27 protein-coding genes and 1 pseudogene are annotated in these 26,518 nt (G+C 34.6%); 24 read left to right on the top strand and 4 right to left on the bottom strand.

The window, feature by feature from the left end; translation table 11 throughout:
- Positions 1 to 94: 94 nt before the first annotated feature.
- Together MKY04_RS14585 and MKY04_RS14580 are read right to left on the bottom strand one after the other, a co-directional pair.
- Positions 95 to 844 (bottom strand): SDR family NAD(P)-dependent oxidoreductase, encoded by a 750-nt coding sequence (locus tag MKY04_RS14585; RefSeq protein WP_126293603.1) that lies wholly within the window; start codon positions 842 to 844, stop codon positions 95 to 97.
- A 72-nt stretch (positions 845 to 916) separates the two neighbouring features.
- The gene (locus tag MKY04_RS14580) at positions 917 to 1,912 is read right to left on the bottom strand and encodes a LacI family DNA-binding transcriptional regulator (protein WP_126293602.1); all 996 of its coding nucleotides are present in this window, start codon (positions 1,910 to 1,912) and stop codon (positions 917 to 919) included.
- Between the two features lie 157 nt (positions 1,913 to 2,069).
- Between MKY04_RS14580 and MKY04_RS14575 the strand changes: the two genes are divergently transcribed.
- From MKY04_RS14575 to MKY04_RS14540, 8 genes are all read left to right on the top strand, one after another.
- Entirely contained in the window at positions 2,070 to 2,909 is an 840-nt protein-coding gene (locus MKY04_RS14575; protein WP_246020220.1) for a transketolase, read from the top strand.
- A gap of 1 nt (position 2,910) precedes the next feature.
- A complete protein-coding gene (locus tag MKY04_RS14570) occupies positions 2,911 to 3,921 on the top strand; it encodes a transketolase family protein (protein ID WP_126293600.1) in 1,011 nt (336 codons plus the stop codon).
- Between the two features lie 23 nt (positions 3,922 to 3,944).
- Positions 3,945 to 4,958 carry a zinc-dependent alcohol dehydrogenase gene (locus MKY04_RS14565; protein WP_126293599.1) on the top strand — a complete coding sequence of 338 codons (1,014 nt, stop codon included), beginning with the start codon at positions 3,945 to 3,947 and terminating at the stop codon, positions 4,956 to 4,958.
- A gap of 37 nt (positions 4,959 to 4,995) precedes the next feature.
- Positions 4,996 to 5,991, top strand: coding sequence for a TRAP transporter substrate-binding protein (locus tag MKY04_RS14560; RefSeq protein ID WP_126293598.1), 996 nt, complete (start codon positions 4,996 to 4,998; stop codon positions 5,989 to 5,991).
- 21 nt (positions 5,992 to 6,012) lie between these two features.
- Positions 6,013 to 6,519 (top strand): TRAP transporter small permease, encoded by a 507-nt coding sequence (locus MKY04_RS14555; RefSeq protein ID WP_126293597.1) that lies wholly within the window; start codon positions 6,013 to 6,015, stop codon positions 6,517 to 6,519.
- Positions 6,516 to 7,796, top strand: coding sequence for a TRAP transporter large permease (locus MKY04_RS14550; RefSeq protein WP_126293596.1), 1,281 nt, complete (start codon positions 6,516 to 6,518; stop codon positions 7,794 to 7,796). Before MKY04_RS14555 ends, MKY04_RS14550 begins: the two co-directional genes overlap by 4 nt.
- Positions 7,797 to 8,452: 656 nt before the next feature.
- Complete coding sequence (locus tag MKY04_RS14545) at positions 8,453 to 9,772, top strand: GntP family permease (RefSeq protein WP_126293595.1); 1,320 nt, start codon at positions 8,453 to 8,455, stop codon at positions 9,770 to 9,772.
- A 20-nt stretch (positions 9,773 to 9,792) separates the two neighbouring features.
- Complete coding sequence (locus MKY04_RS14540) at positions 9,793 to 10,569, top strand: 3-hydroxybutyrate dehydrogenase (RefSeq protein WP_126293594.1); 777 nt, start codon at positions 9,793 to 9,795, stop codon at positions 10,567 to 10,569.
- 256 nt (positions 10,570 to 10,825) lie between these two features.
- Here the strand turns inward: MKY04_RS14540 and MKY04_RS14535 are convergent, their stop codons facing one another.
- Positions 10,826 to 11,206 carry a YmaF family protein gene (locus MKY04_RS14535; protein ID WP_346234629.1) on the bottom strand — a complete coding sequence of 127 codons (381 nt, stop codon included), beginning with the start codon at positions 11,204 to 11,206 and terminating at the stop codon, positions 10,826 to 10,828.
- A gap of 296 nt (positions 11,207 to 11,502) precedes the next feature.
- Between MKY04_RS14535 and MKY04_RS14530 the strand changes: the two genes are divergently transcribed.
- Positions 11,503 to 11,703: a hypothetical protein gene (locus tag MKY04_RS14530; protein WP_346234628.1), complete on the top strand. Its 201-nt coding sequence runs from the start codon at positions 11,503 to 11,505 to the stop codon at positions 11,701 to 11,703.
- Between the two features lie 185 nt (positions 11,704 to 11,888).
- Here the strand turns inward: MKY04_RS14530 and MKY04_RS14525 are convergent, their stop codons facing one another.
- Positions 11,889 to 12,275 (bottom strand): SLAP domain-containing protein, encoded by a 387-nt coding sequence (locus MKY04_RS14525; protein WP_346234627.1) that lies wholly within the window; start codon positions 12,273 to 12,275, stop codon positions 11,889 to 11,891.
- 154 nt (positions 12,276 to 12,429) lie between these two features.
- Between MKY04_RS14525 and MKY04_RS14520 the strand changes: the two genes are divergently transcribed.
- The 15 genes and pseudogenes from MKY04_RS14520 to MKY04_RS14445 all read left to right on the top strand — a co-directional run bounded on the left by MKY04_RS14520 (position 12,430) and on the right by MKY04_RS14445 (position 26,399).
- Positions 12,430 to 13,392 carry a rhodanese-related sulfurtransferase gene (locus MKY04_RS14520; RefSeq protein ID WP_346234626.1) on the top strand — a complete coding sequence of 321 codons (963 nt, stop codon included), beginning with the start codon at positions 12,430 to 12,432 and terminating at the stop codon, positions 13,390 to 13,392.
- Between the two features lie 886 nt (positions 13,393 to 14,278).
- Complete coding sequence (locus MKY04_RS14515; RefSeq protein WP_126293589.1) at positions 14,279 to 14,545, top strand: hypothetical protein; 267 nt, start codon at positions 14,279 to 14,281, stop codon at positions 14,543 to 14,545.
- A gap of 151 nt (positions 14,546 to 14,696) precedes the next feature.
- On the top strand, positions 14,697 to 15,068 hold the full coding sequence (locus MKY04_RS14510; RefSeq protein ID WP_185807662.1) for a DUF1413 domain-containing protein: 372 nt from the start codon (positions 14,697 to 14,699) through the stop codon (positions 15,066 to 15,068).
- A gap of 119 nt (positions 15,069 to 15,187) precedes the next feature.
- The gene (locus tag MKY04_RS14505; protein ID WP_346234625.1) at positions 15,188 to 15,817 is read left to right on the top strand and encodes a YIP1 family protein; all 630 of its coding nucleotides are present in this window, start codon (positions 15,188 to 15,190) and stop codon (positions 15,815 to 15,817) included.
- Between the two features lie 151 nt (positions 15,818 to 15,968).
- Complete coding sequence (gene tnpA / locus MKY04_RS14500) at positions 15,969 to 16,442, top strand: IS200/IS605 family transposase (RefSeq protein WP_346234624.1); 474 nt, start codon at positions 15,969 to 15,971, stop codon at positions 16,440 to 16,442.
- Between the two features lie 326 nt (positions 16,443 to 16,768).
- A complete protein-coding gene (locus MKY04_RS14495; RefSeq protein ID WP_126293585.1) occupies positions 16,769 to 18,361 on the top strand; it encodes an ATP-binding protein in 1,593 nt (530 codons plus the stop codon).
- Positions 18,358 to 19,041, top strand: coding sequence for a response regulator (locus MKY04_RS14490; RefSeq protein WP_246020218.1), 684 nt, complete (start codon positions 18,358 to 18,360; stop codon positions 19,039 to 19,041). Before MKY04_RS14495 ends, MKY04_RS14490 begins: the two co-directional genes overlap by 4 nt.
- Positions 19,042 to 19,281: 240 nt before the next feature.
- Positions 19,282 to 20,574: a CitMHS family transporter gene (locus tag MKY04_RS14485; RefSeq protein WP_126293584.1), complete on the top strand. Its 1,293-nt coding sequence runs from the start codon at positions 19,282 to 19,284 to the stop codon at positions 20,572 to 20,574.
- Positions 20,575 to 21,303: 729 nt separating this feature from the next.
- A complete protein-coding gene (locus MKY04_RS14480; RefSeq protein WP_126292621.1) occupies positions 21,304 to 21,858 on the top strand; it encodes a hypothetical protein in 555 nt (184 codons plus the stop codon).
- Positions 21,859 to 21,917: 59 nt separating this feature from the next.
- The gene (locus MKY04_RS14475) at positions 21,918 to 22,115 is read left to right on the top strand and encodes a hypothetical protein (protein WP_126292622.1); all 198 of its coding nucleotides are present in this window, start codon (positions 21,918 to 21,920) and stop codon (positions 22,113 to 22,115) included.
- Between the two features lie 217 nt (positions 22,116 to 22,332).
- A complete protein-coding gene (istA, locus tag MKY04_RS14470; RefSeq protein ID WP_428833907.1) occupies positions 22,333 to 23,877 on the top strand; it encodes an IS21 family transposase in 1,545 nt (514 codons plus the stop codon).
- Positions 23,877 to 24,629: pseudogene (gene istB, locus MKY04_RS14460) on the top strand (IS21-like element helper ATPase IstB). The gene istA and the pseudogene istB overlap by 1 nt, the downstream one beginning before the upstream one ends.
- A gap of 237 nt (positions 24,630 to 24,866) precedes the next feature.
- Positions 24,867 to 25,097: a hypothetical protein gene (locus tag MKY04_RS14455; RefSeq protein ID WP_126292623.1), complete on the top strand. Its 231-nt coding sequence runs from the start codon at positions 24,867 to 24,869 to the stop codon at positions 25,095 to 25,097.
- Positions 25,098 to 25,296: 199 nt separating this feature from the next.
- Positions 25,297 to 25,869, top strand: coding sequence for a TetR/AcrR family transcriptional regulator (locus MKY04_RS14450; protein ID WP_126292624.1), 573 nt, complete (start codon positions 25,297 to 25,299; stop codon positions 25,867 to 25,869).
- Positions 25,870 to 25,934: 65 nt separating this feature from the next.
- The gene (locus MKY04_RS14445) at positions 25,935 to 26,399 is read left to right on the top strand and encodes a hypothetical protein (RefSeq protein WP_126292625.1); all 465 of its coding nucleotides are present in this window, start codon (positions 25,935 to 25,937) and stop codon (positions 26,397 to 26,399) included.
- Positions 26,400 to 26,518: the final 119 nt, after the last annotated feature.

Below are 26,518 nucleotides of genomic sequence, written 5' to 3'. Positions count from 1 at the left end.
CGGTATTTTTTATTATCAGTCACTCTAATTTTGAGGAGCTATGACCCTAAATTACTAATATTGAGTCATCTTTCTTAAAAAGAACATTATTAAACTAGTCAATGTGAGAGCCGCCGTTAATATCGATTTCCTCACCAGTAATATATCCAGCATCCTCGCTGCATAAAAAAGCAATCGCACTAGCAACATCATTTACGTTTCCGATTCTTTTTGCAGGAATACCTTCGGAAATTTCTTTCAAAATGTTAGGATCATCTAGTAAGTTACCAGTAATCCCAGTACCAATCATGCCAGGTGCTACACTATTTACAGTAATACCGTGTTCGGCAACCTCTCGAGCAACGGCTTTAGCGAAGCTCATAACAGCACCTTTTGTTGCAGAATAATGTGATCCTCCGAAAACACCACCGCCACGTTTAGCAGAAACAGATCCTAAATTTACAATCCTGCCATATCTTTGCTGAATCATAGATGGTAAAACAGCTTGTGTCATATAGAAGGTTCCATTAACATTTACTTTGAAGAGAAGGTCAAATTCAGAAGTAGAAATATCTAAAATTCTTGTTGGTCTTGTAATCCCTGCGTTATTGACGAGAATGTCGATTTTTTCGTGCTCCTCAATTATTTTATTTACTATAGAATTTACAGCTTCTTGATTTGTAACATCCAATAAAGCGCCTTCAGCAGAATGTCCTTCGTTTACAAGGATATTTGCTGCATGTAATGCTGCTTTTTCATTAATGTCGGCAATAATTACATGCGAAAATTTAGCTAAATATTTAGCCGTAGCAAAACCAATCCCATTTAAGGTAGCTGCACCTGTAATAATAGCAACTCTTTTCAATACATCAAGCCCCCTTCTTTTATAAGAAAGGTTAAACGTTTAACTATAAAATATACCGAAATTTCTAATAAGTCAATTTCTTTTTGTTGAATTTCTTACTTTTAGTAAAAGTTCTACTTTTTCTTCTTGTTCAAAAGGGTGGTTATTCAATATATTAAATAACTTATGAGCAGCTTTTCTTCCAATTTCCTTATTTTCAACGTGGATAGCAGTAACAGATGGTTCAATCAGCTCAGCACTAGCAAAATCCCCGAAACTTACAACACCGATTTGTTCTGGGCATTTTAACTTTAATTCTTTTATCTTCATAAGACATCCAATTGCCATAAAGTCATTTAATGCAAATACTCCGTCTACATCTGGATGTCTTCTATAAATTTCTTCAAATGCCTTTGCACCGCCTTCTACAGTTGCGAATCCTTGTTCAAGAAATAGAGTATTAGTATTTGAGAATTCAAGGAGTGCCTGTTGACATCCTTTTATACGATCAAAGGTTGGATTGATTGTTTTTTTAGAGTATATGATGGCGATTTTTTTATAGCCTTGACTTAATAAATGTTTCGTTGCTAGATAACCGGCATTAAAATCATCAGCTGTCACTTTAGGTAAAGAGAGTGCCGTGTCATAGCGCAGAACTTGGACAATTGGTAATTCTTTAAACAAATCCTGATATTTAGATAAAGATGAACTATTGACAGGACTTATTATTAAACCCTCAACCCTTTGAGCAATTAAAAGTTTGATCGCTTCCTTTTCATAATCTAAATTTTCACTTGTATTAATAAAAAGCATTTCATATCCATTAGAACGTATTACATCGGATAATTCCATAATAATTCCTGAAACATAATGGTCTTGAATGCTCGAAACCATGACACCAATAGTTTTTGTGTGATCGTTCCTTAATTTTTTAGCATTTTCACTTGGAATGTAATTATATTTGTTAATAACATCCATCACTTTTTTTGTTGTGGATTCACTTAATTTTTTTGTCCCATTTAAGACATGTGAAACACTTGCTGTAGAAACCCCAGCTTCTTTAGCAATATCTTTAATTGTAATGCGCATTTTATTTACCTCCGATATAAGGAAAAATCGTATTTTAAGAGAAAATATTAAACTGAAAAGATAGAAAATTTTAAAAATTGTTGAAATTAAATTCTTGTTTTGGTATCTTATTCAAGAAAGGTTAAACGTTTAACTGCAATTTGAAAGGATGATTAGGATGTCAACCCAGACAGAATCTAAAATTCTATTAATTAATGAAAAGGCCAAAATGTCTCGTATTGAAACAGTACGCTTGATTGAAAAGGCGGGCAGTGGCCACTATGGTTCCTCTTTTTCATCTTCTGAAATCTTTGCAACACTATATTATCATGTTATGAACTTTGATGCTAAGAACCCTAAATGGCCAGATCGAGATCGATTTGTAATGGGAAAAGGGCATGCAGCAGTTGGCTTATATCCAATTTTACAAGATTTAGGATTTTATTCTAAAGAACTTTTAGATACGTATGTAAGCTTAGGAAGTCCGTTTGGTGATCACCCAGATATGAATAAAATTCCTGGAATTGATTTTAGTTCAGGTTCTATCGGACACGGATTGTCTGTTTGTGTAGGGATGTCATTAGGAGCTAGGATAGACGGAAAAAAATATCGTTCTTTTTGTTTAATGGGAGATGGGGAATTGCATGAAGGCCAAGTTTGGGAAGCAGCTATGAGTGCAGCTAATTTCAAGTTAGGTAACCTCGTAGCAATTTGTGACAATAATAAAGTTACGGTTGATGGAGTTATTTCGGAAATGATGAGTATTTATCCTATTCGGGAAAAATTTGAAGCTTTTGGTTGGCGGGTTGTTGAAGTAGATGGCCATGATGTTAAAGCTCTAATTGAAGTGTTTGATTCGTTACCAGATGTCGATTCAGAAGTTCCAACTTTAATTATTGCAGATACATTATCAGGAAAAGGTGTATCTTGGATGGAAAAAGGATATGAGTGGCATGTAGCAAATTTAGCACCAGTTGATATTGAACGGGCAATTAAAGAGATTGAGGAGATGGAATAGTATGGTGAATAAAAACTTGACTGAATATTATGGAAGTCTATCTCATTTGGATAATGAAAGTTGGGAGCTATATAGAAGTTTAGAGCTCGCAAAAGAATTAACTGCCGGGGAAACACTGGCAAAGCTTGGTGATGAACACCCAGAAATCGTAGCTTTATGTGCTGACCTAGGAAAACCGACACGTTTAATTGATTTTGGAAATAAGTATCCAGATAGATTCTTTAATTTCGGATTGGCTGAAAAAAACATGGTAACAGCAGCTGCAGGATTGGCTACAACAGGTAAAATACCCTTTGTGGCAACATACGCATCCTTCTTAGGTTTATTGTGTGCGGAACAAATTCGTACAGCTGTAGCATATCCAAATTTGAAAGTGCGCTTAATTGGAACCCATACCGGAATTGCAATGGGTTATTATGGATCTTCTCATCATGCGACTGAAGATATTTCCATTGTTCGGTCTATGGCGAATATGACGGTTATTTCACCTTGTGATGGTACATCTCTAGCAGATTTAATTGAAGAATCTGTAAAAACATATGACGGACCAATTTATTTCCGAGTTAGTAGAGGTCGGGAAGATTCAGTCTATAAAAATCGTAATATTAAAAGCAAGATTGGAAGAGCGAATGTTCTACGTGACGGAAATGACATTGCCATAATTGCCTGTGGAGTTACAGTTCAATGGGCACTAGAAGCTGCTGAAATTTTAGCAGCTGAAGGTATTCAAGCTAAAATTATCGATATGCATACGATTAAACCAATTGATGTGGATTGTATTTTACAAACGGCAAAAGAAGTTGGAAACATAGTAACAGTAGAAGAACATAATATTATGGGTGGACTCGGCAGTGCTGTTGCAGAAATATTAATGGAAAATGGTGCTCATTGTAAATTTAAACGTCATGGCTTAAATGATGAGTATTCAATTATTGGAAAACCGTATTATTTATATGGCTATTATAAATTAGATGGTAAAGGAATTGCAGAAGTTGCAAAAAAACAATTATAGAATTTGATACTGGAGGTATTGCTATGAAAGTTGCAGAATTTGATAAGATTCGCAGTATTGTAATCAAGCAAGGACAACCTCCAAAACATAGTGTAGGCGAAGTGCTAGTAAAAACATTATTAACTGGTATTTGCGGTTCCGAGGTACATGCGTATCTCGGTACACATCCTTTTCGCTTACCGCCTAGTGTTTTGGGACACGAGGTAATTGGTGAAATTATTTCAGTAGGAAAGGGATGTAAGGGCTTACAAGAAGGGGACTTAGTAGTAATTGAACCGCATTATGGCTGTGGTAAGTGCTTTGCCTGTGAAAATGGAGATTACAATTTATGTACAGAGAAAACGATATTGGGAACTGTAAAATGGCCTGGTTCTTTCGGGGAACAGTTTGTTGCCCCTGCCCAGTGTGTTTATAAAATTCCTAAAGAGTTTGACTCTCGGTATATTTTAGTCGAACCATTAGCAGTTGGATACCATGCTGTAAAAAAAGCTGAAATACAAAAAGGTGAAAATGTATTAATTATTGGTGGAGGTCCCATTGGTATATTAACAGGTGTTGCAGCAAAAGAAGCTGGTGCAGAAAAAATATATATTTCTGATATTGCAGAACTAAATTTAAAAACGGTAGAAGATTTAAATATTGGTGAAGCCATCAATTCGCTGAAAGTGGATTTAGAAGAATATTTAAAAAATCAAGTAATCCAACATGTATTTATTACAGTTGGTATTACAAAAGGGATTGAAGATGCTTGTAAATTAATAGTTAGAAAAGGAAAAATTATTTCAATTGCTTTATTTGAAAAATCTGTTCCACTTGATTTCAATCAAGTAATGATTAAAGAGATACAAATTTTTGGATCTTCAATGTACACACAAGATGATTTTGTAAATTCAATAAATCTAGTTAATAGTTCTAAATATCCTTTAGAAAAAATAATTACAAAAACTTATAAGTTTAATGATATACATCAAGCGATGGAAGACTGTGTTCTTAAATCTCGAGAAACCATTAAATCTGTTGTTGATTTTACAAAGTAATGAAATTTTTTAGTGTAAAAAAATTAGGGGTGATTATATGAGAAAGTTCTTAATGATTTTGTTTCTAATTACAGTTATAGGGGTATTAGCAGCTTGTAGTTCTAGTGAAGAGGATAGTGCTTCTGCAGATGGAAGTTTAACATTAAAATTTGCCCATGGAGCAGCTGAAGATAACCCCCGTCATTTAGGTGCATTGAAATTTAAAGAATTAGTTGAAGAAAAATCAGAAGGCAAAATAAAAGTTGAAGTATTTGGCAATGAAGTATTGGGCACTGAAAGCCAAATGGTAGAGAACTTAGAAATGAACGATTTAGATATTGTAGCTTCTTCAACATTTACACAATACGAACCAAAAATTAATTTATTTGGTTTACCATTTTTATTTGAATCAAGTGAAAAAGCATGGGAAGTATTAGATGGTGAATTGGGACAAGAGATTTATGGATCTTTAATTGATAAAAATATCAGAATAATCGGACACTTCGAAAATGGTATGCGTCATGTAACATCAAATAAAGAATTAGTAGAAAAACCTGAAGATTTAAAAGGGTTATCAATTCGTACACCAGAGATTCAAATTTTAATAGACATTTTCAACCAAGTTGGAGCAAATCCAACTCCAATGGCATTTGGTGAACTTTATATGGCATTACAACAAGGTACAGTTGATGCCCAAGAAAATCCAATAACAAATATTTATGCTAGTAAGTTTTATGAAGTACAGGATTATTTATCGCTAACGGGACATTCTTATAGTTCCACTGATATTGCTATTAGCGACCAGTTATGGTCTTCATTAACAGAAGAACAGCAATCATTAATTCAGGAGTGTATGGATGAAGCAGTAGCATACCAACGTGAGCTAGTCCGTACTCAAGAAGAGGAGTTTCTTAAAGAAATGGAATCAAATGGAATGCAAATAAAAGAACCAAGCAAAGATGAAATGCGTGAGGCTACAAAAGGGGTCTATGAAAAGTATTCAAACGAGTATGGAGAAGAACTTGTTAACCGTTTGATGGAAGCTGCACAATAAAGAGTTGGATGGTGATAAAAAATGGTGGTGTTGCGTTGGCTAGATAAGCATATAGAAGAAGTAATTTTAGTTATTTTAAGTATATTGACCGTCGTTATTGTATTTTTCCAAATTGCATCACGAAACCTTTTAAATTTCTCTTTAATTTGGGCAGAAGAATTAGCTCGATATGCTTTCATCTGGATGATTTATATAGGGGTAGCATATGGAGTGAAGAGAAAAAGACATATTAGTGTGGAAGTCTTAAATATGATCTTAGGCAAAAAGGGAAATAAAGTATTAGATATAGTAGCTAATATTTTATTCTTGGTATTTGCAGTAATTGTAACTTATTTAAGTTTTTTAGTTCTAGGAAAAGTAAATCGTGTATCTTCTGCCTTAAGTTTACCTATGGAATTTGTTTATGCTGCTCCATTAGTTGGCATGTTGTTGGCGAGTATTAGACTAATACAACAAATCGTAAGTCAAGTCAGGAATTTTAATAAGGAAGAGGAAGTAACAGAAGAGAAGGTGGTGCCAAAAGTATGACTACTTTAATTTTATTCGGGAGCTTTGCCATCTTATTATTCTTAAGTGTACCAATCGGTATCGCATTAGGAATGGCATCACTTATCACATTATTTTATTCTGAGATTACGTCATTGGAGTATTTGGCCCAAACATTAGTTTCTGCAACAGACTCTTTTACATTAATGGCAGTACCGTTCTTTATCTTAGCAGGGGAAATTATGGGGAAAGGTGGCATTTCCAAAAGATTATTTGAACTTGCTAATGTTTTTGTTGGAAGATTTACAGGTGGTTTTGCAATGGCCGCTGTATTAACATGTATGTTTTTTGCGGCCATCTCTGGCTCTGGACCGGCTACAGTTGCTGCAGTGGGTGGAATTATGATTCCTGCAATGGTGAGTTATGGATACGATAAAAAATTTGCAACTGCTGTTGTAGCTTGTTCAGGAGCTTTAGGAATTATTATTCCACCAAGTATTCCAATGGTTGTATATGGGGTTTCTGCTAGTCAATCAATCGGAGACTTGTTTATTGCAGGAGTTATTCCCGGAATTGTAATCGGTATTTTATTAATGGCATGGGCATATATTTATTCACGCAAGATGGGCTATACGGGAGTAAAGGAAAAAATGAGTGTGAAGGATAAATGGAAAGTAATTAATGACTCTAAATGGGCAGTATTTGTTCCTATACTAATTTTAGGAGGAATATATGGAGGTATTTTAACGCCCACAGAAGCTGCCGTTATCGCGGTAGTTTATGCACTCATCATTGGCATGTTTGTTTATAAAGAAGTAAAGATTAAAGATATTGCACCAATTATGTATGAATCTGCTTTAACATCAGCAACGATTCTACTAATTATTGGAACAGCAAGTACATTTGGGAAAATCTTAACGTTGGAGCAAATTCCTCAAATGGTTGCAGAGGGTATATTAAGTATTTCTGATAGTCCGTTTATAGTTTTATTGTTGATTAATCTTCTGCTTCTTTTTGTAGGTATGATAATGGATACAACGGCGGCTATTATTTTATTAACCCCAATATTATTACCGATCGCTACAAAAATTGGGGTCGATCCTATCCATTTTGGTATTATCATGATTGTAAACTTAGCTATTGGCTTCATTACACCGCCAGTAGGTGTAAATCTATTTGTTGGATCCAGTATTTCTGGTATAAGAATGGAGGTTCTTGCGAAAGCATCTTTACCATTTATGTTTTCTATGTTACTAGGTTTGACTTTAATAGTAGTCATACCAGAACTTTCATTGTTTCTGATAGATATTTTTAAATAATAATTTAAATGCGATAAAAGAATAAAATTGCGGCAGAAATTAAAAGAGTCTATTCCCGGGCTAAAAAGATAAAAAACTTTTAACTACTCTGGGTTATATCAGTGGCTAGAAGTAGTTTATTTTAATATATCACTAGGTCTTTTTGACCTAGTTTTTTATATTTTTATGGAAGTAAACACACTTCTGGGTTCCCTCCTCTGAGGAATTCCTGAAGCGGAAGATGTCAGCGGACATAGTGCTATTCCTTGCCCCTGATGAAGCAGATTTGTTACTGGTGCAGAAATAGCCTTTGACGGTGGACAAACTGTGAAGTAATTCAATATAGTGTGGTCAAACATGTAATTAAGCTCAGAGAGTACCCTCACTTTCTGAGCTTTTTATAATTGTAAGGTTACCATGTAAGTAAAAAAATGTAGGTATATAAAATTCAATCGGCGATTTCCTGAAACGAGAAACAGCGTTTTTTATTTTATGCCAGAAGAGTTTAAATTGGATAGCTACGGTATTAATAACAATAGTTTTTAAGGTATTTCCCTTGAAAATTTATCAGAGTTCATTCTAGATTAAAAGGTTTGTTTATATAAATAGTATTGTAGGTCTGAGTTTTCCATTTTTTCATTTTGTAAGCGATTACTTACATTGGGGGAGGAAAAGAAATGTTAAGCATGATTGGGTTAGTAGGTGGCCTTTTATTACTAATCGTCTTAACAATGAGAGGGATGAACCTTCTTGTTACTGGTCCACTAAGTGCATTATTTGTAGCAGTTTTAAGTGGGATGCCTTTATTTCCGCAATTAGCAGAAGAAGGACAAGCAAACTTAGTTGGTAGCTATATGGGCGGATTTACAAGCTTCGTAACTTCTTGGTATCTCATGTTCTTGCTAGGTGCAATTTTCGGAAAAGTAATGGAGGACAGTGGAGCAGCAAGCAGTGTATCACAGTGGATTGTTGACAAGCTTGGGATGAAACAAGCTGTGCTAGCAATTGTAGTGTCTTGTGCTGTATTAACATATGGTGGAGTAAGTTTGTTTGTTGTGGCTTTCTGTGTATATCCAATGGCCCTAAGCTTATTTAAACAGGCCGATTTGCCACGTCGATTTATTCCAGCAGCACTAGCTTTTGGGTCGGTTACATTTACTATGACATCTGCAGGTTCTCCAGAAATTCAAAACTGGATTCCTATTGAATATTTGGGCACAACTCCTTATGCAGGTTGGGAAGTTAGTTTAATTGTTGCTGTATTTATGATGATTTTTGGGTATTGGTGGCTAAAAAGGATGATTTCAAAAGCTGTTGCAAGAGGAGAGCGCTTCCTTACTAGAGATAATGATCCAATCGCTGAAAATCGTGATCTGCCAAATCCAATTATGAGTCTAATACCTCTAATCGTTGTATTAGCGATTTCGTTTATTTTCCATAATTCTTTACAACAATCAGCTTTAATTCTCGCTCTTTTAGGCGGGGTGATTGCAACTTATGTCCTTAATCGCAAATATTTTCAATCTTTTTGGAATGCAGTTTCGGACGGGACGATGGGAGCGCTTATTGCTATTGGTAATACAGCTGCCGTAGTAGGTTTTGGCGGGGTTGCCAAGGCAGTACCTGCATTTGAAGTTGCAGTTAATGCAATGACCAGCATACCTGGAAGTCCCTTAATCGGTGGAGCCATTGCAGTAAGTGTTATTGCGGGAATGACCGGATCTTCATCCGGCGGTCAGGCCATTGCATTGCCGCTTCTTGCTCCACATTATATGGATATGGGAGTAAATCCAGAAGCGTTGCACCGGGTTGTTTCGATATCATCAGGTGCTCTGGATTCACTTCCTCATAACGGATATGTTGTCACAACAGTCAGAGCGATTTGCGGTGAATCACATCAAGATGCCTATAATCCAGTTGGTGCCTTAACTGTTATTGTACCTGCACTTGGAACAATATTAGCCATTATTTTATTCTCACTTGGAATAGGAATTTAATAAATAGGAGGTCCACTCTTTTGGTAAAAGATAAAGTTGTTTTTGTTACTGGGGCAGCACAAGGAATAGGGTTTAAAATTGCAGAAGCCTTTGCAAAAGAAGGGGCGAAAATTGCTCTAACTGATCTAAATTTGAAAAAAGTACAAGAAGCTGCAAATAATCTTAGTGATCGAGGATTTGAAGTGATTGGAATTGCTTGTGATGTATCAAAAGAGCATGAAATAATTGAAGCCATTAATCAGACAAAAATCCACTATGGAAGCCTAGAAATATTAATTAACAATGCAGGCTTACAGCATGTATCGATGATTGAGGATTTTCCAACCGAAAAGTTTCAACAGTTGATTCAAGTCATGCTTGTTGGTTCCTTTATGACAATAAAACATGCACTGCCAATTATGAAAGAAAATCGTTTCGGCCGTATTATTAATATTGCATCCATTAACGGTTTAATCGGCTTTGCCGGTAAAGCTGCATATAATAGTGCTAAACATGGTGTCATTGGCTTAACGAAAGTAGCGGCGTTGGAAACAGCAGAATATGGAATTACGGTTAATGCACTATGCCCGGGTTATGTAGATACACCCCTTGTAAGAGGACAATTTATGGACCTTGCCGAAACGCGAAATATATCTGTGGAAAAAGTATTAGATGAAGTACTATATCCGTTAATTCCGCAAAAAAGATTATTAGATGTTTCTGAAATAGCGGATTATGCACTCTTTTTAGCTAGTGAAAAAGCTAAAGGAGTAACTGGTCAGGCGGTTGTGTTAGATGGAGGCTATACAGCCCAGTAGTATTCCTATTTTACTACCTTATAAATAAAGCTCAGAGAGTCGATTCACTTTCTGAGCTTCTTGTAATTCACTCAATCGAATAAATTTAAATAGTTATCTTTCAATTACTTTAGGATTAATTACAATGGAAATCTTGAGAAGTCATTAAACTTGGATAACTTGATTTTTAGAGGGTTGTTTCAAAGGGATATTTCTAAAGTTATTTGAATTTTATTCCTTAACCATTTCTATGCCTAATACAAATTTAGAGCTGTCATTATAAACTTGTTCTTCCGCTATAACTATGTCTATGGGGAGTAGATCCGTCTACAGTAGTAACACCACTAAATTCATGATAATGTCCGCCGTTAGGAAGAGGAATTGCTGGACCGGTAACTCCACGAATTTCATGTCTATGTCTTTCATCAACAGATGTAAAGGTGAAGTATCTGTGTGTATGTGGTACACCACTTGGCGCTGGTTCTGTAGTTCCTGCATATCTGTGGTTATGTCCTACATCAAAAGAAGTAACACCTCTAAATTCATGGACATGGGCAGGGACGGGTCTTCCATCCCAGGAAGTGATATAAAGGTGATGGGAATGCATTGGATCTGAATCGTCTGAATGATACATAAATCCAGAAATAGGAATTTCCAAAAGTACGTCTCCTTTTATCTTTTTCTATACTTTATGTTAATAGCCTAAATAACGATACAAATTAAAAAACTACTTAATTCTCTCTAAGGTATTGTTGGAAGTTGCCCTAGAAGAAATCAAATTAAACATTTCACAAATTATTCCTTTAGTGTAGATACCTAATTATAAAGACATCTAATTTTTTGATTTTATTGGTTATATACATAGAAGGTTATAATTGCTAATTTAGGCGAATGTGTAGACTGTCAACCCTTGCTTTGCATAACCTATACCGAATTCGGAAGGAGGAAAAAGTTATGCAACAATTTGATTACGATCGAGATGACAGATACGACGATGACTACGACTATGACAGTTATGGAAGACGTCGTAGAAGAAGACGTCCTCGATATCCATATCCGTTTTTCCCAATATATCCCGTATATCCATTTTATCCTTTCTACCCAATTTACCCGCCATACTACCGCCCACCATATTACCGTCCATACGGCTACTAGATAAGGAACCCACTATTAGTGAATAGAAACGGCAGAATCTCTAATAACAGATTCTGCCGTTTTATTGAATTCGACATTCCTTGTATTCATGCCATTTATTATGAATTGCTTAAATAATAATTGATTTTATAAAGATATAACCCATACCTATGAGCATTGCTTGTTTTAAGTAAAAAAAAGATTTGTCACCTGTCGTTAAATTGAAGTTGACCGTTTTCGTTATTCAAAGCTTCTTGTTTATAGTCATTTTTAGAAAATATAAACGTCCAAGGCATACTGACATTAGGTAGTATCGTTAATGCTGGAAGGGTAAATTCTTTTTCTGCAACGACCTTCTCATGTGTACTATATACTAATCGCGTGTTATGAAACGTCAAAATCGTATCAGTAAAGTTATGTACTAATACCGTAACTAAAAGCTCATTTTTGTAGTTAATTGATTTTCGGATAGGGATGAATAGTACACCGGAAGTTTTCTGCCCCTTTGTCTCATTAAAAATCTTTTCAATCAGGCAGCGGTCATGGGCAGATAATGCTTTGTTCCAAGATGCTTCATATTGTAGCTGTTGCATATTGAAAACCTCCTATTTAAGCTAAGTGTACCATAAGTAGTTAAAGTAAAGAGAATCATAATAAATTCAAACTAATTGTGATAAAAATATAGTATAATAATATTTTGAAACTATCAGGATATCCTGTAAATATGTATGATAGGTGGAAAGTAAGATGAATTACCAAGTTTTATTATATTATCATTACACAACAATAGAAAATCCGGAAGCTTTTGCGGAGGAGCATTTACAAGCATGTAAAGATTTAAACTTAAAAGGCCGTGTTCTAGTTGCGGCAGAAGGCATTAACGGCACCGTTTCAGGTACAGTACAAGATACAAATGCTTATATGGATATGATGAGAAATAATCCTTTATTTGAAGGCATTGTGTTTAAAATTGATGAAGCAGAAGGACATGCTTTCAAAAAAATGAAATGTCGACTACGTCCTGAGCTTGTAAACTTAAGTTTAGAAGATGATGTGAATCCAAAAGAAATAACTGGCCGTTATCTTTCTCCTGCTGAATTTATGGAAGAAATGCAACGCGAAGATACCGTTGTGTTAGATGTGCGGAACACATATGAATATGATGTTGGTCATTTCCGCGGTGCTATTCGTCCTGAAGTGGAAACATTCCGTGATACACCTGCATGGGTACGTGCAAACCGGGAATTATTTGAAGGGAAACGTGTGTTAACCTATTGTACGGGTGGAATCCGCTGTGAAAAATTTTCAGGCTGGTTAAAAAGAGAAGGCATTGGAGAAGATGTCGGTCAATTACACGGGGGCATTGCCACTTATGGAAAGGATCCCGTTGCAAAAGGCCAGCTTTGGGACGGTCAAATGTATGTATTTGATGAACGTATTACCGTACCAATTAATCAAGTAGAACATGTTGTTGTTGGTAAAGACCATTATGATGGTACACCATGTGAACGTTATATTAAATGTGCCAACCCTGAATGCAACAAACATATCCTTGCTTCAGAAGAAAATGAAGCCAAGCATCTTGGTGGTTGTTCACTTGAATGTGCGAAACACCCTCGCAATCGCTATATTGCCAAACATAATCTTTCAGAAGAATATGTGATAGAAGTTATGGAACAGTTAGAAGTGCGGTTTGGGACTTCCGTTTAATTAACAACTGAGTAGAACCTTAAATGTAGAGCTAATAAATTAATTTGGGAACAAATTAGTTTATTAGCTTTTTCTAAATTTCGCAACTACAGTTATGATGTCGATATATCGGGAATATAATAGGTTGTACTGTTATCGTCTAATTTTGTCTTGCATTATTTGTGCTGCTTCTTAAATAGGTGAAGGATAGAAAATGATGCGAAGGAAGTGTAATGTTGGCGATTTTAAATCCTCAATATGCATTTTTAGAGGCTGATTACCTTAATCCTAACTTGAAACAAGTAAAATCGAAATTTGAAGATCTAGAAATAGTAAAGGATTGTGAGCTAGTAGCAAGCGCTCACTCAAACTCAATCTTAAAAATCATTCCACCGAACTTATACTTAAAAGTAAACTCGTTGTCTTATTTTGTTACATGTAGATATTTATTGCATTGCAATTCTGTTGATCGGAGAGGTATTTTCCTGTTAAAGTCCCTCAATCTCTTGCCAAATTAGATCATTCATCAATAGTAAAAAAATTATTCTAAGAGAATAAGTAAACAGATGTAAAAGGACATTAAACTTCAAAACATTTTCGCTGTATTTTTTTTTAATTTGATTGCAATGAGTGTTTTTTGCTTAGAGGCAGTCCCAGAAGTATATATTCCAAACTTCTGGGACTGTTTTCTTTATTGGAAATTTCCTTGATACTAGGATTTTTGCGCGTTTCCGATACAGAAACAAAGACATCTCACTCCTTATGAAGAAGAAGTAACGGATAAGTTATGACGCTATTAAATTAGGAATATAATACATTAAAGGTTATCGGCTAATTTCGTAATGCATTACTTGTAGCTGCTTCTGAAAGGTTAAGGAACAGAAAATGATGCGAAGGAAGTGTAATTTTGACGATTTTAAATCCTCGATATGCATTTTTAGAGGCTGATTACGCGAATCCTAACTTAAACCAAGCATTATGGAATCTTGAAGATTCATCAGAAATAGAAAACGAAAGTGGGCTTATTGCTAATGCTCACACGAACACAATGTCAAAAATCATTCCACCGAACGTATATCTAAAAATAAGTCCGTTGTTACCATTTCTTAATTCGTTGCCTGTAGATATTTATTGTATTGCTATTCTATTGTTAGGAGAATTCTTTTACAAATAAAGGGCTGAAAAACCATTTTAAATTTATAGGTTTTAAAGTGGTTTTTAATTTCTTAATTCAGGAGTATACAAAAACTGCTTGCATGTTTGTGTACAAACATATATTATTTGTATACAAAGAAAATGTTTCCAGAACAGTAAGGGTGGTTAGTATGTCACAAACTGTAACAATTCGTTTTTCAGATGAAGAATATGACTATTTAGAAGATGTAGCAAAGGAAGCAGAGCAATCACTTGGAGCGGTAATTAAAGATTTAGTACTTCAAGAGTTAGGGTATGAAACGACTGGTGTAAAAGTCTCGATTTTCGCTATTCATGAAAAAGCAAAACATTTACAAGCAGGAACAGAATTTAAAATTCGCGATTTATTTTCGAAAATTGAATGGTCTAATTTCACAAAAAGTTCTCGTCTCTCGGTTGGAAGGGAATTTCTTAAAAAAGTAAAAACAGATTTATATTTTTCCGACGAGTATGAATTTGTAAGAAAAGATTCAGATAATGCTGTAGTTTACAGAAAAAGATAATAAATATTTTATTAGCTCGAACAAAGAAATGTGTCTTTTGGCATAAACTGCAAGATTTACAAATTTTAACCTTCATGGTTTACTTATAATAACAGCAAAGATTAATAGAGGGTGATTATATGAATGAAAAGTTAAATCCGTTTTTATCCGTTTGGTTGCATCCGAAAAAAACAGCTCGGTTTGTTATAGAGAATAAGGGTTTTCCTTATGCGCTTTTAACGGTAGCTGTTAGTTATATCGGAGTTTTCTGTGCTTCCTTGATCGATACAGAACTTTATCCATTGCTTCCATTATGGGGAGTATTATTAATACTTCTTATCCTTTCACCAATATTCGGAATTATTTCAAATGCAATTTATGCTTTAATTGTTTGGCCAATGGGAAAGCTTTTTAACGGTGTTGGTACATACCAAGACATGTTTAAAGCATTATCACTAATTGCCATTCCTTATATTATATTAATTCCTTTTTATATCATTTGGATGTTTACAGATCCATTAAGTTTGTTCTACACTGATATGGAAGGTAGTTTAGTTCTTCCAATTATTACATTATTGTTTACAGTTGTTGTTACGATTTGGTGTATGGTCATTTCAATCGGGGTAGTTGCAGAAGCACATAAAATACCGAATTGGCAAGCTTTCTTGACAATCGTAATTCCTACTATTATATTTACATTTTTGATTATTATTGCAATAATCGTTTTAGCTTTAATTATAGTAGCGATAGGCGCAATTTTTGGATACTAGCAGAGAAATTCTGCTAGTTTTTTTGTATAAATGAAAACCCCCTGCTATGTAGGGGGTTCCGGAAAGCTTATAGCTATGGACATAAAAAAAACTCCAGTCGTACAATAAAGTCAGGTCTGGTCAACCGACTTCGTACGAAAGGAGCTCCAAAATGGATAAGAAAAGTTTAGCACATACAACGTGGAATTGTAAGTATCACATTGTGTTTGCACCGAAATATAGAAGACAAGTGATTTATAGTCAAATAAAGGCTGATATAGGAAGAATCCTGCGACAATTGTGTGAAAGAAAAGGCGTGGAAATCATAGAAGCAAGTGCATGTCCCGATTATATTCATATGTTAGTAAGTATTCCACCGAAGTTAAGTGTATCAGGATTTGTAGGTTATTTAAAAGGAAAGAGTAGTTTAATGATTTTCGATCGACACGCCAATCTGAAATATCGATATGGAAACAGGAAGTTTTGGTGCAGAGGATTTTATGTGGATACAGTAGGAAGAAATAAAAAAACAATACAAGAATATATTAAAAATCAATTACAAGAGGATATCCTGGAAGATCAAATGACAATGAAAGAATTCATTGACCCTTTCACAGGAGAAGAAATCAATCGAAGAAAGAAATAAAAAAGCCGCTTTAGCGGCAAAGTGAGGAAGCGAAGTGCGGTTGGCGGACCTTTCAGAATGTCTTTAGACAGGAGCCAGTAACCCAGCGTTTCACGCGAAGAGCAAACCACCAGTTATACTGGTGGTTTTGACTTATATTCAGCAATGTCTAAGCCTATAACTAGTAGCCTTGGAAGACATTTAAGAAAGGGCATCGGCTGTTGAAAACTATGAGCTCTTTTGTGAAGAACGAGACATTTGTCGAGATGTCAATGTTTGAAATGAATTGATAGAATATTTATATTCTTATAGAATTAAGAGAAAAATGAATAAAAGGATGTTGTTTTATGGGGAGAGTATCACTGCAAACAAAAATTTTGGCGTTAACATTATCATTAAGCTTCTTTATAATTCTCCTATTAACATCTTATTTTACCTATATGAATGGTAAACAAATAGCAGATGATCGTGGTCGATTAGCCTTAGAGCTATCTAAATCAATTTCTTTTATGCCCACTATTATCGAAGCGTTTGAATCAGAAAATCCATCCGAAACGATTCAACCAATTGTCGAGAAAATTCGTCAAAAAACAGGCGCTGAATTTATCGTGGTTGGAAATCGGGAAGGGATTCGTTATTCTCACCCTCAAGTATCGGAAATTGGAAAGAAAATGGTAGGCGGGGACAGTAAAAGAGCGATCGAAAACGGTGAGTATTATATTTCGGAAGCACGTGGTTCCCTTGGTCTTTCCATGAGAGGAAAATCACCTATATTTAACGACAACGGAGACATCATTGGGGTCGTTTCTGTCGGTTTCTTAGTAGAGGATATAGAGCGACAAATATATAAGGATGTGTCAAAGGAGCTTGTTATTTCTCTTGCAGCTCTTATTGCATCTATCATTGGGAGTTTTTTACTTGCAAAAAGTATACGAAAAGATACTTTAGGGTTAGAGCCATATGAAATTGTTAATTTATATAAAGTAAAAAATGCTGTACTGCATTCTGTGCAAGAAGGCATCTTGTCTGTTGATAAAAATGGAACGATTACTTCGATGAATCAGCGAGCAAAAAGTTTACTTGGAATAAATGGTTCAGTCCGACATTTAAAGGTTGATGGGTTGTTTCCTTCAAATTACTTATATGATGTGTTGAATTCGGGAGAACCTCAATTCGATAAGGAAATGACGTGGAAACGTAAAACAATCATTGTAAGTTGTACACCGATCTTCGATGAAAAAAGTGTAAGTGGTGTCGTCGCTGTATTTCGAGAAAAGACGGAAATAGAGCAAATGATTAACAAATTGTCTGAAATGAAAACTTATTCAGAAGAGCTGAGAGCACAAACTCATGAATTTACTAATAAATTATACGTGCTGTCCGGGTTGCTGCAACTAGGTGAGTATAAAGAGGCAATAGAGATGATTCAAGGTGAAACGTCTGAGCTGAAATTCCAGAATCAAATTGTGTTCGAGCAGATTAAAGATACAAAAGTTCAAGTAATCTTATTAGGGAAATTAGGGAAGGCGTCTGAGAAAAAGATTTTGTTTGAAATTGATCCAGAAAGCTACATTAATAAACTCCCTAAGCATATCCGGTTGTCCCAATTAACGCTTATACTTGGTAATATAATAGATAATGCCTTTGAGGCTGTTTCTGCCACAGATAAACCATTAATTAAGTTTTTTGCCACAGATATAGGCGAAGATATTATATTTGAAGTAATTGATAATGGAAAGGGAATAGCAGATGAAGACATGCACTCACTTTTTGAACGAGGCTTTACTTCAAAAACTGGAGATAATCCAAGAGGATATGGACTGTCGAACGCTGATAGTGCAGTAAAAGAACTGGGCGGCATTATCGAGGTGCAAAACGGAAAAGAAAACACTGTTTTCACAGTGTATCTTCCAAAAACTGTTAAGGGGGAAGGGCATTGAAAATAAAAGCAGTTATAGCAGAAGATGACTTTCGAGTAGCCGCTATCCATGAAAAATTTTTAGGGAGCTTTGAAGGAATAGAAGTAGTTGGGAAAGCACTAAATGGCAAAGACACTATCGAAATACTGAAGCAAGAAAAACCTGACTTGCTTCTTCTAGATGTGTACATGCCGGACCAGCTCGGTACCGATTTGTTGCCAGTTATACGTCAACAATTTTCAAATTTAGATATCATTATGATCACAGCTGCTACTGATAAAGAATTATTTGTAAAAGCACTTCATTACGGGGTAGAGTATTTTTTGATAAAACCAGTAAAGATGGAACGGTTCAATCAAACAATTGAAGAATATCTAAATAAGTCTCAGCTTATACAATCCAAACAGGAGGTAGACCAGGATTTTGTAGATCTTATCTTAAAAAAATCCGCTCCTTCTAATGACACGAAAGAACACTCATTGCCAAAGGGAATCGACGAAATTACACTAGTCAAAGTAAGAAAAGTTCTTGACGCTAGTAGTACAAGCCTATCAGCAGAACAAGTAAGTGAGCAAATCGGTGCTTCGAGAATAACAGCAAGACGTTATTTAGAATATTTGATCACTGTAAAAGAATGTAAAGCTGAAGTTGTATATGGTGTTGTAGGAAGACCTGAGAGAAGGTATTGCAAAATTAAATAGGAACTTCATTACATGGGCACTCAATTTTTGAGTTGCCCACTTTTTTATTGGAATTGTTTCCGGCTTACTTTAAAAAGGACGTAAAGAAAATTCCGTGAACACAATGAACAAAAGTTTCTAAATGTTCTTAAAATACATTATTTTGCAATCGCTTACAAATTGAATATTCTAATCTACAATTTATTTAAAGGGAAAATAACAGAATGTTATTTAACTTTTTAAGGGGGAGGAATAATTAATATGCTAGCTTTATTAGGATTTTTAATGATTATTGTATTTATGGTTTTAATCATGTCCGGGCGGCTTTCTGCAATGATAGCTTTGATCACTGTACCAATTGTCTTTGCAATCATTGGCGGGTTCGGAAGTGAAATGGGACCTATGATGTTAGAAGGAATTAAAAGTGTCGCTCCAACAGGAATTATGATTTTATTTGCAATCCTGTTTTTCGGTACGTTAATTGATGCAGGAGTTTTTGATCCGATTATTAATACAATTCTAAAGATTGTAAAGGGTGACCCTGTAAAAATTGCAATAGGTACAGCAGTTTTAGCCCTTCTTATTTCCTTAGATGGTGACGGTACTACTACATATATGATTACAATTTCAGCAATGCTTCCACTTTATAAAAGAATCGGGATGCGGCCAATTATATTAGCGGGGATTGCTGTCTCAGCTTCAGGTGTAATGAACCTTCTTCCTTGGGGCGGGCCAACAGCAAGGGTAATGACAGCTCTGAATCTTGAAATGTCTGATGTTTTCACACCAGTTATTCCTGCTATGATTGGCGGGGCAATCTTCGTTCTGTTTATGGCGTTTATGCTAGGAAGACAAGAAAGAAAAAGAATCGGTATAATAGAAGTCGATTATAAAGCAATGATTCAGATTGCAGCTACAGCGGAAGATGCACATCTTAAGCGACCTAAATTAATCATTTTTAACTATGCCTTAACGATTATTCTTTTAGTGGCATTAATTACTGAGCTATTCCCACCTGTTGCATTGTTTATGCTTGGTTTTGCAATTGCTATTACTGTAAACTATCCAAAACTAAAAGACCAAAAAGAACGTGTGGCAAATTATGCTGATAATGCATTATCTGTTGTATCCATGGTTTTTGCAGCAGGTATTTTCACGGGGATTCTTTCGGGGACTACAATGGTAGATGCGATGGCAAATACGGTCATTCAATATATTCCAGAATCAATGGGATCGCATTTTGCTATTATAACAGCGCTTATTAGTGCACCATTTACTTTCTTTATGTCCAACGATGCTTTTTACTATGGAGTACTTCCGTTGCTTGCCAAGGCAGGAGCGGTATATGGCATTGACCCATCCTTCATTGGAAGAGCTTCTCTTTTAGGTTTGCCAGTACACTTATTAAGTCCACTTGTTCCATCTACTTATCTACTAGTAGGGATGGTTGGCGAAGACTTTGGGAAATTACAGCGCATCTTCTTAAAATGGGCATTCGGTTCCACAATTGTTATGATCGTTGTTTGTGTAATTTTAGGAATTATTCCTCTATAAGCTAGAGGGAAATAAAAGAAACCTCTCCATCACTACATCTACAAATTGGTTGTACAAAGGAAGGATATTATTATATAATAATATAAGAATACAAGTGATTCGAATAAGATAACCGTTTCCGATAAGTGCTGGTAACACTTATTAATAGGAAACGGTTATTTTTTTATAGGATTTTCTAAAGATCTTTCCATAAAATCTTTATTATTTTTACAGCTCCTCACGCAAAATTAGTTGAACAAGTAGCTATTAATAATAAAAAAGAAGATATTCAAATACCTTTTATTATTAAGGAACAAGCTTACAGTAAATCGAAATGCTGAAATAAGTTGGACTTGGCTCTTTTTGCAGCAAGAATTGTGCTTTTTCTTCATGAAAAGGGCTATAATCTTGAATAATACTCTGTAATCAAATTGGATATTTATGTTAAAATAGAGGCGTAAAGGGATGCACTTAACATAACTGGGAGGATACTTGAGAATTATAGGGGGAGTTACTGATAGATTTAAAAGTTAATAAAAATTATAATTGGTATATTTCGCAATAATTAAAAGAATAATAGGTTGAAAAAGTTCTATTGACATAATTATATTTTAAATAGTTTTTAATAAAAAGAAGGATGGTCGAGTGAGTGGATGTAATTGGTGAATATATAATTTGGTGCTTTAGGGAAGAAAACTTTAATATCTTTATTCAGTTAATTTTCCCATTTATTGCAGGTACTATTGGGGGTTGGCCTCATATGCTATTATGAAGAGAGATGGTGAATCTTTCGATCCAAAAAAACTAGATGGTAGCAAATCCTTACACGTTTGGTTAGGTGGTTTAGCTGGATTTCTTGCTGTCAATCTTTTAAATCCTAGTGGAAATATCGGGCAGGTACTTGTACTTGGTTTCGTGGCTGGATTAAGTGGAGTTACTTATTTGAAAAGAAATGCATTGGTTGAGTCACTAGAAGAAAAGAGGATGTTTGGTAAAGAAAAAAGTAAGTTAATTCAAACTGTACGTAATTTGAATCAGGGTGAGGTACCTACGCCGGATATTGATAATGAGGAAGAAGAATCTTTATTGAGAGAAATCGATGCTGAAGATGACTTTTCAAACGATGTATTAAAAAGAGAATGTGAACCAAAAGCCAATGATTTAAAATGTGATGAACAACCAGATGATGGTGAAACAAAATCTAGTGAACAATCAGAAGAGCAAACAGAAAATGGTGAACTAAAAGCGAATAATTTAAAACCTAGGGAACAACCAGATGATAAAAAAGAAAAAATAATGAATTAAAGATGAAAAATTTTGTGTTTTTAGGTTAAAATGAAGTTATAGGAAGGGGAGATGTTTAAATGACAGTTTTAGAAAAAGAAAAACCAACATTTAAGCCTTCAAAATATCTTTCAAACAACGATAGAGAAAAACTAAGACTACTTGAACTGGCTATTTTACAAAGTGAAAGTCTTAGTGAACTTAAGCAATATGAGAAAGAATTAGAGCGGTTAATTAAAAAGGCGTATTTAAGAAAAAAAAGACGTATTTCGGAATAGGAAAAGCATTAGGTTTTAGATTAATTAATAAACTATAAAAAGAATCCGTCTACTTTATAAAATTAAAGATAATGTACATCACATATATTAGTGGTGTACTTTTTATTTTGTACTTGATAAGCTAAAACTGAGCCACCATAGCAATTGAAAAGTGAGCCACTTTTATATGAAAATAATCCTAACTTCATAGAGTTAGGAGCGTATAGAGGTGATTTCATTGGAGAAGAAACAGAAAGTGCTACTTGCCTTTCATCAAGAAAATAAGAGTCAACGTCAAATTGCAAAGGAGCTTGGGATCTCTCGCAATACTGTAAAAAAGTATATTCAAGAAGATCTTGAAAAAAGACAGCTAGATATTAGGGATATACCAATTACAGATAACTATCTAACGCCTCCGTCGTATAAAAAACGGAAAGGAAAGAAACGTGCATTAACACCAACTGTTATGAAACGTATTCGAAAAATGTTAAAAGACAACGAGTATAAACGACAACATCAAATGCACAAGCAACAACTAAAAATGATTGATATTCATGAAAAGTTATTAGATGAAGGTTTTGAAATTAGTTACACCACTGTTAGAAATTTTGTGAATAGCGAGGAGAAACGTCAAAAAGAAGTCTTTATTCGTCAAAAGGCAACTGCTGGTCATGAAATTGAGTTTGACTGGGGAGAAGTAAAATTATTCATTGATCAAACGTTACGTTCTCTTTCAATGGCGGTCTTTACCTTACCATATAGTAATGATAGATTTGCCTATTTGTATGAATCAGAAACAGTGGTTTGTGTACAAGATGCACATGTAAAGTGTATTAACTATTTGGGCTTTGTACCAGAGGTATTCACATACGATAATATGCGAACTGTCGTAAAGAACTTTATTGGAACTGAGCGTGAGATTACCGATGGTATGAAAAATCTATCGATGCATTATCATTTTAAAATACGACTATGTGAACCGAGAAAAGGAAATCAGAAGGGGCATGTGGAGCGGAGTGTAGAATACATCCGCCGGAAAGCACTTGCCCATCGAGATACTTTTACAAGTATAGAAGAAGCTCAGGCCTACCTAACAGAAATCATCATGAAATTAAACTCTCGTAAACATTATAAGAAAAAACAAACGCACCATGAATTAATGCTAGAAGAACGTGCAGCTCGGCAAGTAAGTGCAGATATTATTCCGTTTGACGCATCTGAGTTGCTTGAATTTAGAGTAGACAAATACAGCACAATTACTTATAGACAAAATCGTTATTCTGTCCCAGAAGGACGTGTTGGAGAATGGGTCAAAGTAAAAGCAAGTGCGGAAAAAATACTTATTTTTAGTGAAAAGGCGCGTATCGCAACCCATAAACGGAGTTGGCAGAGTCACCAATGGGTAATGGATATATATCATTACTTACGTACATTTGAAAAGAAAAAAGGTGCATTGGCTCAAAGTGAATGTTTGAGTCAAGCACCAACAAAAATAAAAAAATTATACAAAGATTATTATATTGGAAATGAGAGAGATTTTCTAGAGTTACTTATGTATCTAAAAGAACATAACAATCTAGAAAAAGTCTTAGCGGCGATTGAACAACTTGAGAAGAACCCTATGGTTCAAATATCAACAGATAAGATTATTTTCTTAGCTAATCAAGGCGAACACATTCATAAAACTGTACATCCCAAAAATGAGGTCACCACCCAATCTCTCGAAAATCTTTCAGCGATTACGGCATTATTCGAAACTAAAAAGACAGGGGTGCTTCATTAATGGATAAGCGACAAGAAATGATTGAAATGTGTAAAGAACTTCGACTACCAAGTATTCGAGCATTTATTCAAGAAGATGATATGTGGAAACAACATCAAACAGCAGAGGATTTTTTATATCACGCACTGGTGCAAGAGATGCAAGATTGAGAAGTGCGAGCAAAAGCGAATCGGATTCGTTCGGCAAATTTTCCTGAAAAGAAACTATTAACTGAACTAGAGATAGAGAGATTACCGCAGAATGCGGCCTCTCGCCTCTCACATTTAAAGAAATTAGACTTTATTCAAGAAAAACAGAATGTCTTATTAATTGGATCACCTGGAACAGGTAAAACCCATATTGCGATCGGTTTAGGAATTGAAGCTTGTTTAGCTGGGTATAAGGTGTATTTCACAACTGTATCATCACTGGTCAATCAATTAAAGGAGAGCCGTTCTGAAAGAACGCTACGTTCATTTGAATTGCGGTTTGAAAAGTATGATTTAGTGATTATCGATGAGCTAGGTTATATTTCTTTTGATAAAGAAGGTGCAGAATTATTGTTTACTCATCTTTCCCTTCGTGCAGGACGAGCATCTACCATCGTTACGAGTAATTTATCATTTGATCGCTGGGAAGAAATATTTCATGATCCAGTTTTAACAGCCGCTTTAACAGATCGATTAACACATAGAGCTTATATGATAGACATGGTTGGACCATCTTATCGAATATTAGATACAAAAGAATGGCTAGAAAATAGTTCGGTTTAAGTGGCTCAGTTTTTAATTAATAAATGGCTCAAATTTTACTTGCGAAATACATATTTTGTAGCCCTCTTATAATTTACTTAAGCAACGGGGCTGTTTAGTTGAACAAAATTTTTAAAAAGACAGAAAATTAAAGGAGCGTGGTCTGATTATAACCACTTTATCCTCAGTGCTTATAACTTTTTTTATAATGGCTTTCATTCTTACTTTTAAACGTTCTTGGACAATTAATTTTATGATATGGGGCGTGTTCTTAGCGATAATTTTACGCCTATATTCACTGTTGCTGGTTCATTCATTTATAGAGACATTACACAAGATGGATTTGCAGGAATAGGATTTCTGTTTGTATTCGTGCCTCTTGAAATAATTGCAATCCTAATGTTTATTGTTGGATGTGTAGGAAGTATAACGAAAAAAATAAATAAGAAAAAGAAACAAAATGAAAATCCATCTAATGTTCCAATATAATTACTTAATTAAAATAATAGGATCTATAGTCCAATAAGGAAATGTAATTAACATCATCAGCAATCGGGCGCAATTTACAGCAAGAATTGTGCTTTTTTTCATGAAAAGGGCAGATTGTTCACTTTAACTTGACACAAATTAGAATTTACTCTAATATGCAAGTATCCACTTGCATACATAATATAATGAGGAGTTAATCATGGATACTCGTGAAAGAATTTTACAAGCAACTATAGAATTAATAATGGAAAAAGGATTTAAAGGAGCAACTACACGTGCAATTGCACAGAAAGCAGGTGTCAATGAAATAACATTGTTTCGCCATTTTAATAATAAGATGGGTATTGTAAAAGCTGCTTTTGAAAAAGTATCTTACGTTCCTTCTCTTTCAAAGGCCATAAAGGAAAATGTTGAATGGGATTTAGAAAAAGACTTATTGATGTTTTCAAAATTGTATCAACAACTTTTATACGAAAACCGTGATTTAATTATGATTAGTTTAAAAGAAGCGGCCTTACTTTCTGAACTTCAACAACATATTACAGATATTCCTCGGCAATTGAAAGAAAATTTAATTGAATATTTTAATTCAATGAGAGAAGCAGGGAAATTAATTGAGACAAATGTTGAAGCTCAAGCATTGGCATTAATATGGATGAATTTTAGTTTTTTTATGTCTCGATCACAACACGATAACAAGATTACTGATTTAACTGAGGAAGAATTTTTAAAGAATACTGTCAGGGTTTTGGCTAGAGGGTTAACACTCTAGTTAATTTTTTTATTAAAATGCAAGTATGCACTTGCTTTCAATTTATCGAAAGAAGGGGGAATAACATGTTTGAAGTAATACTTATGTCTGTTGAACGGTTTTTACTGGCTCTTATTGTGGGTGGAGGGATTATTATGGCGGTATGTGTTCGTCCACTATTGTTACAAAATTTAAAACAGAAAGATAAACTAGCGTTTGTTAACTTAATTGAGGGGATTTCCATTAATGTATGGAATCGGTATAACATAGTGGCATTTGTAGCTACAGCCATTATGCTGGCTTTGGACATTCTTAGAATTATAATCAGAATTAAATACTCTTATTGGGAGCTAGTCTTAGAAACTATAATTTTATTTTTGTTATTTTTAAAAATCACTTTAGATAAATCATTAAAGAAAAGGCTTTTGGAGTATGGAAATTCTGCTATTAATAGTTCAGAGCAAAATAAAGGGCATCAACTAGTAGAGTTGTTATCTAAAGTTATTCTTTTATTAGCAATAATATTATTGATTATACCACTTCAAATATGAAGTTCTTTCTAATAAGAAAGAAGAAGTAGTAAATCATAAACTTTCTTTAGGGGTAATCTGTTTACTGAACAATCGGCGCTTTCCTTGAATAAGGAAAGTGTTTTTAATAAAGGGCCATA

Origin of the sequence: Lysinibacillus telephonicus (assembly GCF_039654155.1) — a bacterium.
Lineage (GTDB): Bacteria > Bacillota > Bacilli > Bacillales_A > Planococcaceae > Ureibacillus > Ureibacillus telephonicus.
Note: the sequence above shows the minus strand (reverse complement) of the source record. Positions and strands in the feature narration are given on the sequence as shown.

Bases quoted from the DNA above. Each gene is read 5' to 3' on its own strand.
- MKY04_RS14550 (WP_126293596.1), top strand. From the start codon at position 6,516: ATGACTACTTTAATTTTATTCGGGAGCTTTGCCATCTTATTATTCTTA.
- MKY04_RS14495 (WP_126293585.1), top strand. From the start codon at position 16,769: ATGGGGAGAGTATCACTGCAAACAAAAATTTTGGCGTTAACATTATCA.
- MKY04_RS14520 (WP_346234626.1), top strand. From the start codon at position 12,430: ATGAATTACCAAGTTTTATTATATTATCATTACACAACAATAGAAAAT.
- MKY04_RS14560 (WP_126293598.1), top strand. From the start codon at position 4,996: ATGAGAAAGTTCTTAATGATTTTGTTTCTAATTACAGTTATAGGGGTA.
- MKY04_RS14525 (WP_346234627.1), bottom strand. From the start codon at position 12,275: ATGCAACAGCTACAATATGAAGCATCTTGGAACAAAGCATTATCTGCC.
- MKY04_RS14450 (WP_126292624.1), top strand. From the start codon at position 25,297: ATGGATACTCGTGAAAGAATTTTACAAGCAACTATAGAATTAATAATG.
- MKY04_RS14575 (WP_246020220.1), top strand. From the start codon at position 2,070: ATGTCAACCCAGACAGAATCTAAAATTCTATTAATTAATGAAAAGGCC.
- MKY04_RS14505 (WP_346234625.1), top strand. From the start codon at position 15,188: ATGAATGAAAAGTTAAATCCGTTTTTATCCGTTTGGTTGCATCCGAAA.
- MKY04_RS14565 (WP_126293599.1), top strand. From the start codon at position 3,945: ATGAAAGTTGCAGAATTTGATAAGATTCGCAGTATTGTAATCAAGCAA.
- MKY04_RS14485 (WP_126293584.1), top strand. From the start codon at position 19,282: ATGCTAGCTTTATTAGGATTTTTAATGATTATTGTATTTATGGTTTTA.
- MKY04_RS14475 (WP_126292622.1), top strand. From the start codon at position 21,918: ATGACAGTTTTAGAAAAAGAAAAACCAACATTTAAGCCTTCAAAATAT.
- MKY04_RS14545 (WP_126293595.1), top strand. From the start codon at position 8,453: ATGTTAAGCATGATTGGGTTAGTAGGTGGCCTTTTATTACTAATCGTC.
- MKY04_RS14510 (WP_185807662.1), top strand. From the start codon at position 14,697: ATGTCACAAACTGTAACAATTCGTTTTTCAGATGAAGAATATGACTAT.
- tnpA (WP_346234624.1), top strand. From the start codon at position 15,969: ATGGATAAGAAAAGTTTAGCACATACAACGTGGAATTGTAAGTATCAC.
- MKY04_RS14455 (WP_126292623.1), top strand. From the start codon at position 24,867: ATGGGGCGTGTTCTTAGCGATAATTTTACGCCTATATTCACTGTTGCT.
- MKY04_RS14445 (WP_126292625.1), top strand. From the start codon at position 25,935: ATGTTTGAAGTAATACTTATGTCTGTTGAACGGTTTTTACTGGCTCTT.
- MKY04_RS14580 (WP_126293602.1), bottom strand. From the start codon at position 1,912: ATGCGCATTACAATTAAAGATATTGCTAAAGAAGCTGGGGTTTCTACA.
- MKY04_RS14530 (WP_346234628.1), top strand. From the start codon at position 11,503: ATGCAACAATTTGATTACGATCGAGATGACAGATACGACGATGACTAC.
- MKY04_RS14555 (WP_126293597.1), top strand. From the start codon at position 6,013: ATGGTGGTGTTGCGTTGGCTAGATAAGCATATAGAAGAAGTAATTTTA.
- MKY04_RS14570 (WP_126293600.1), top strand. From the start codon at position 2,911: ATGGTGAATAAAAACTTGACTGAATATTATGGAAGTCTATCTCATTTG.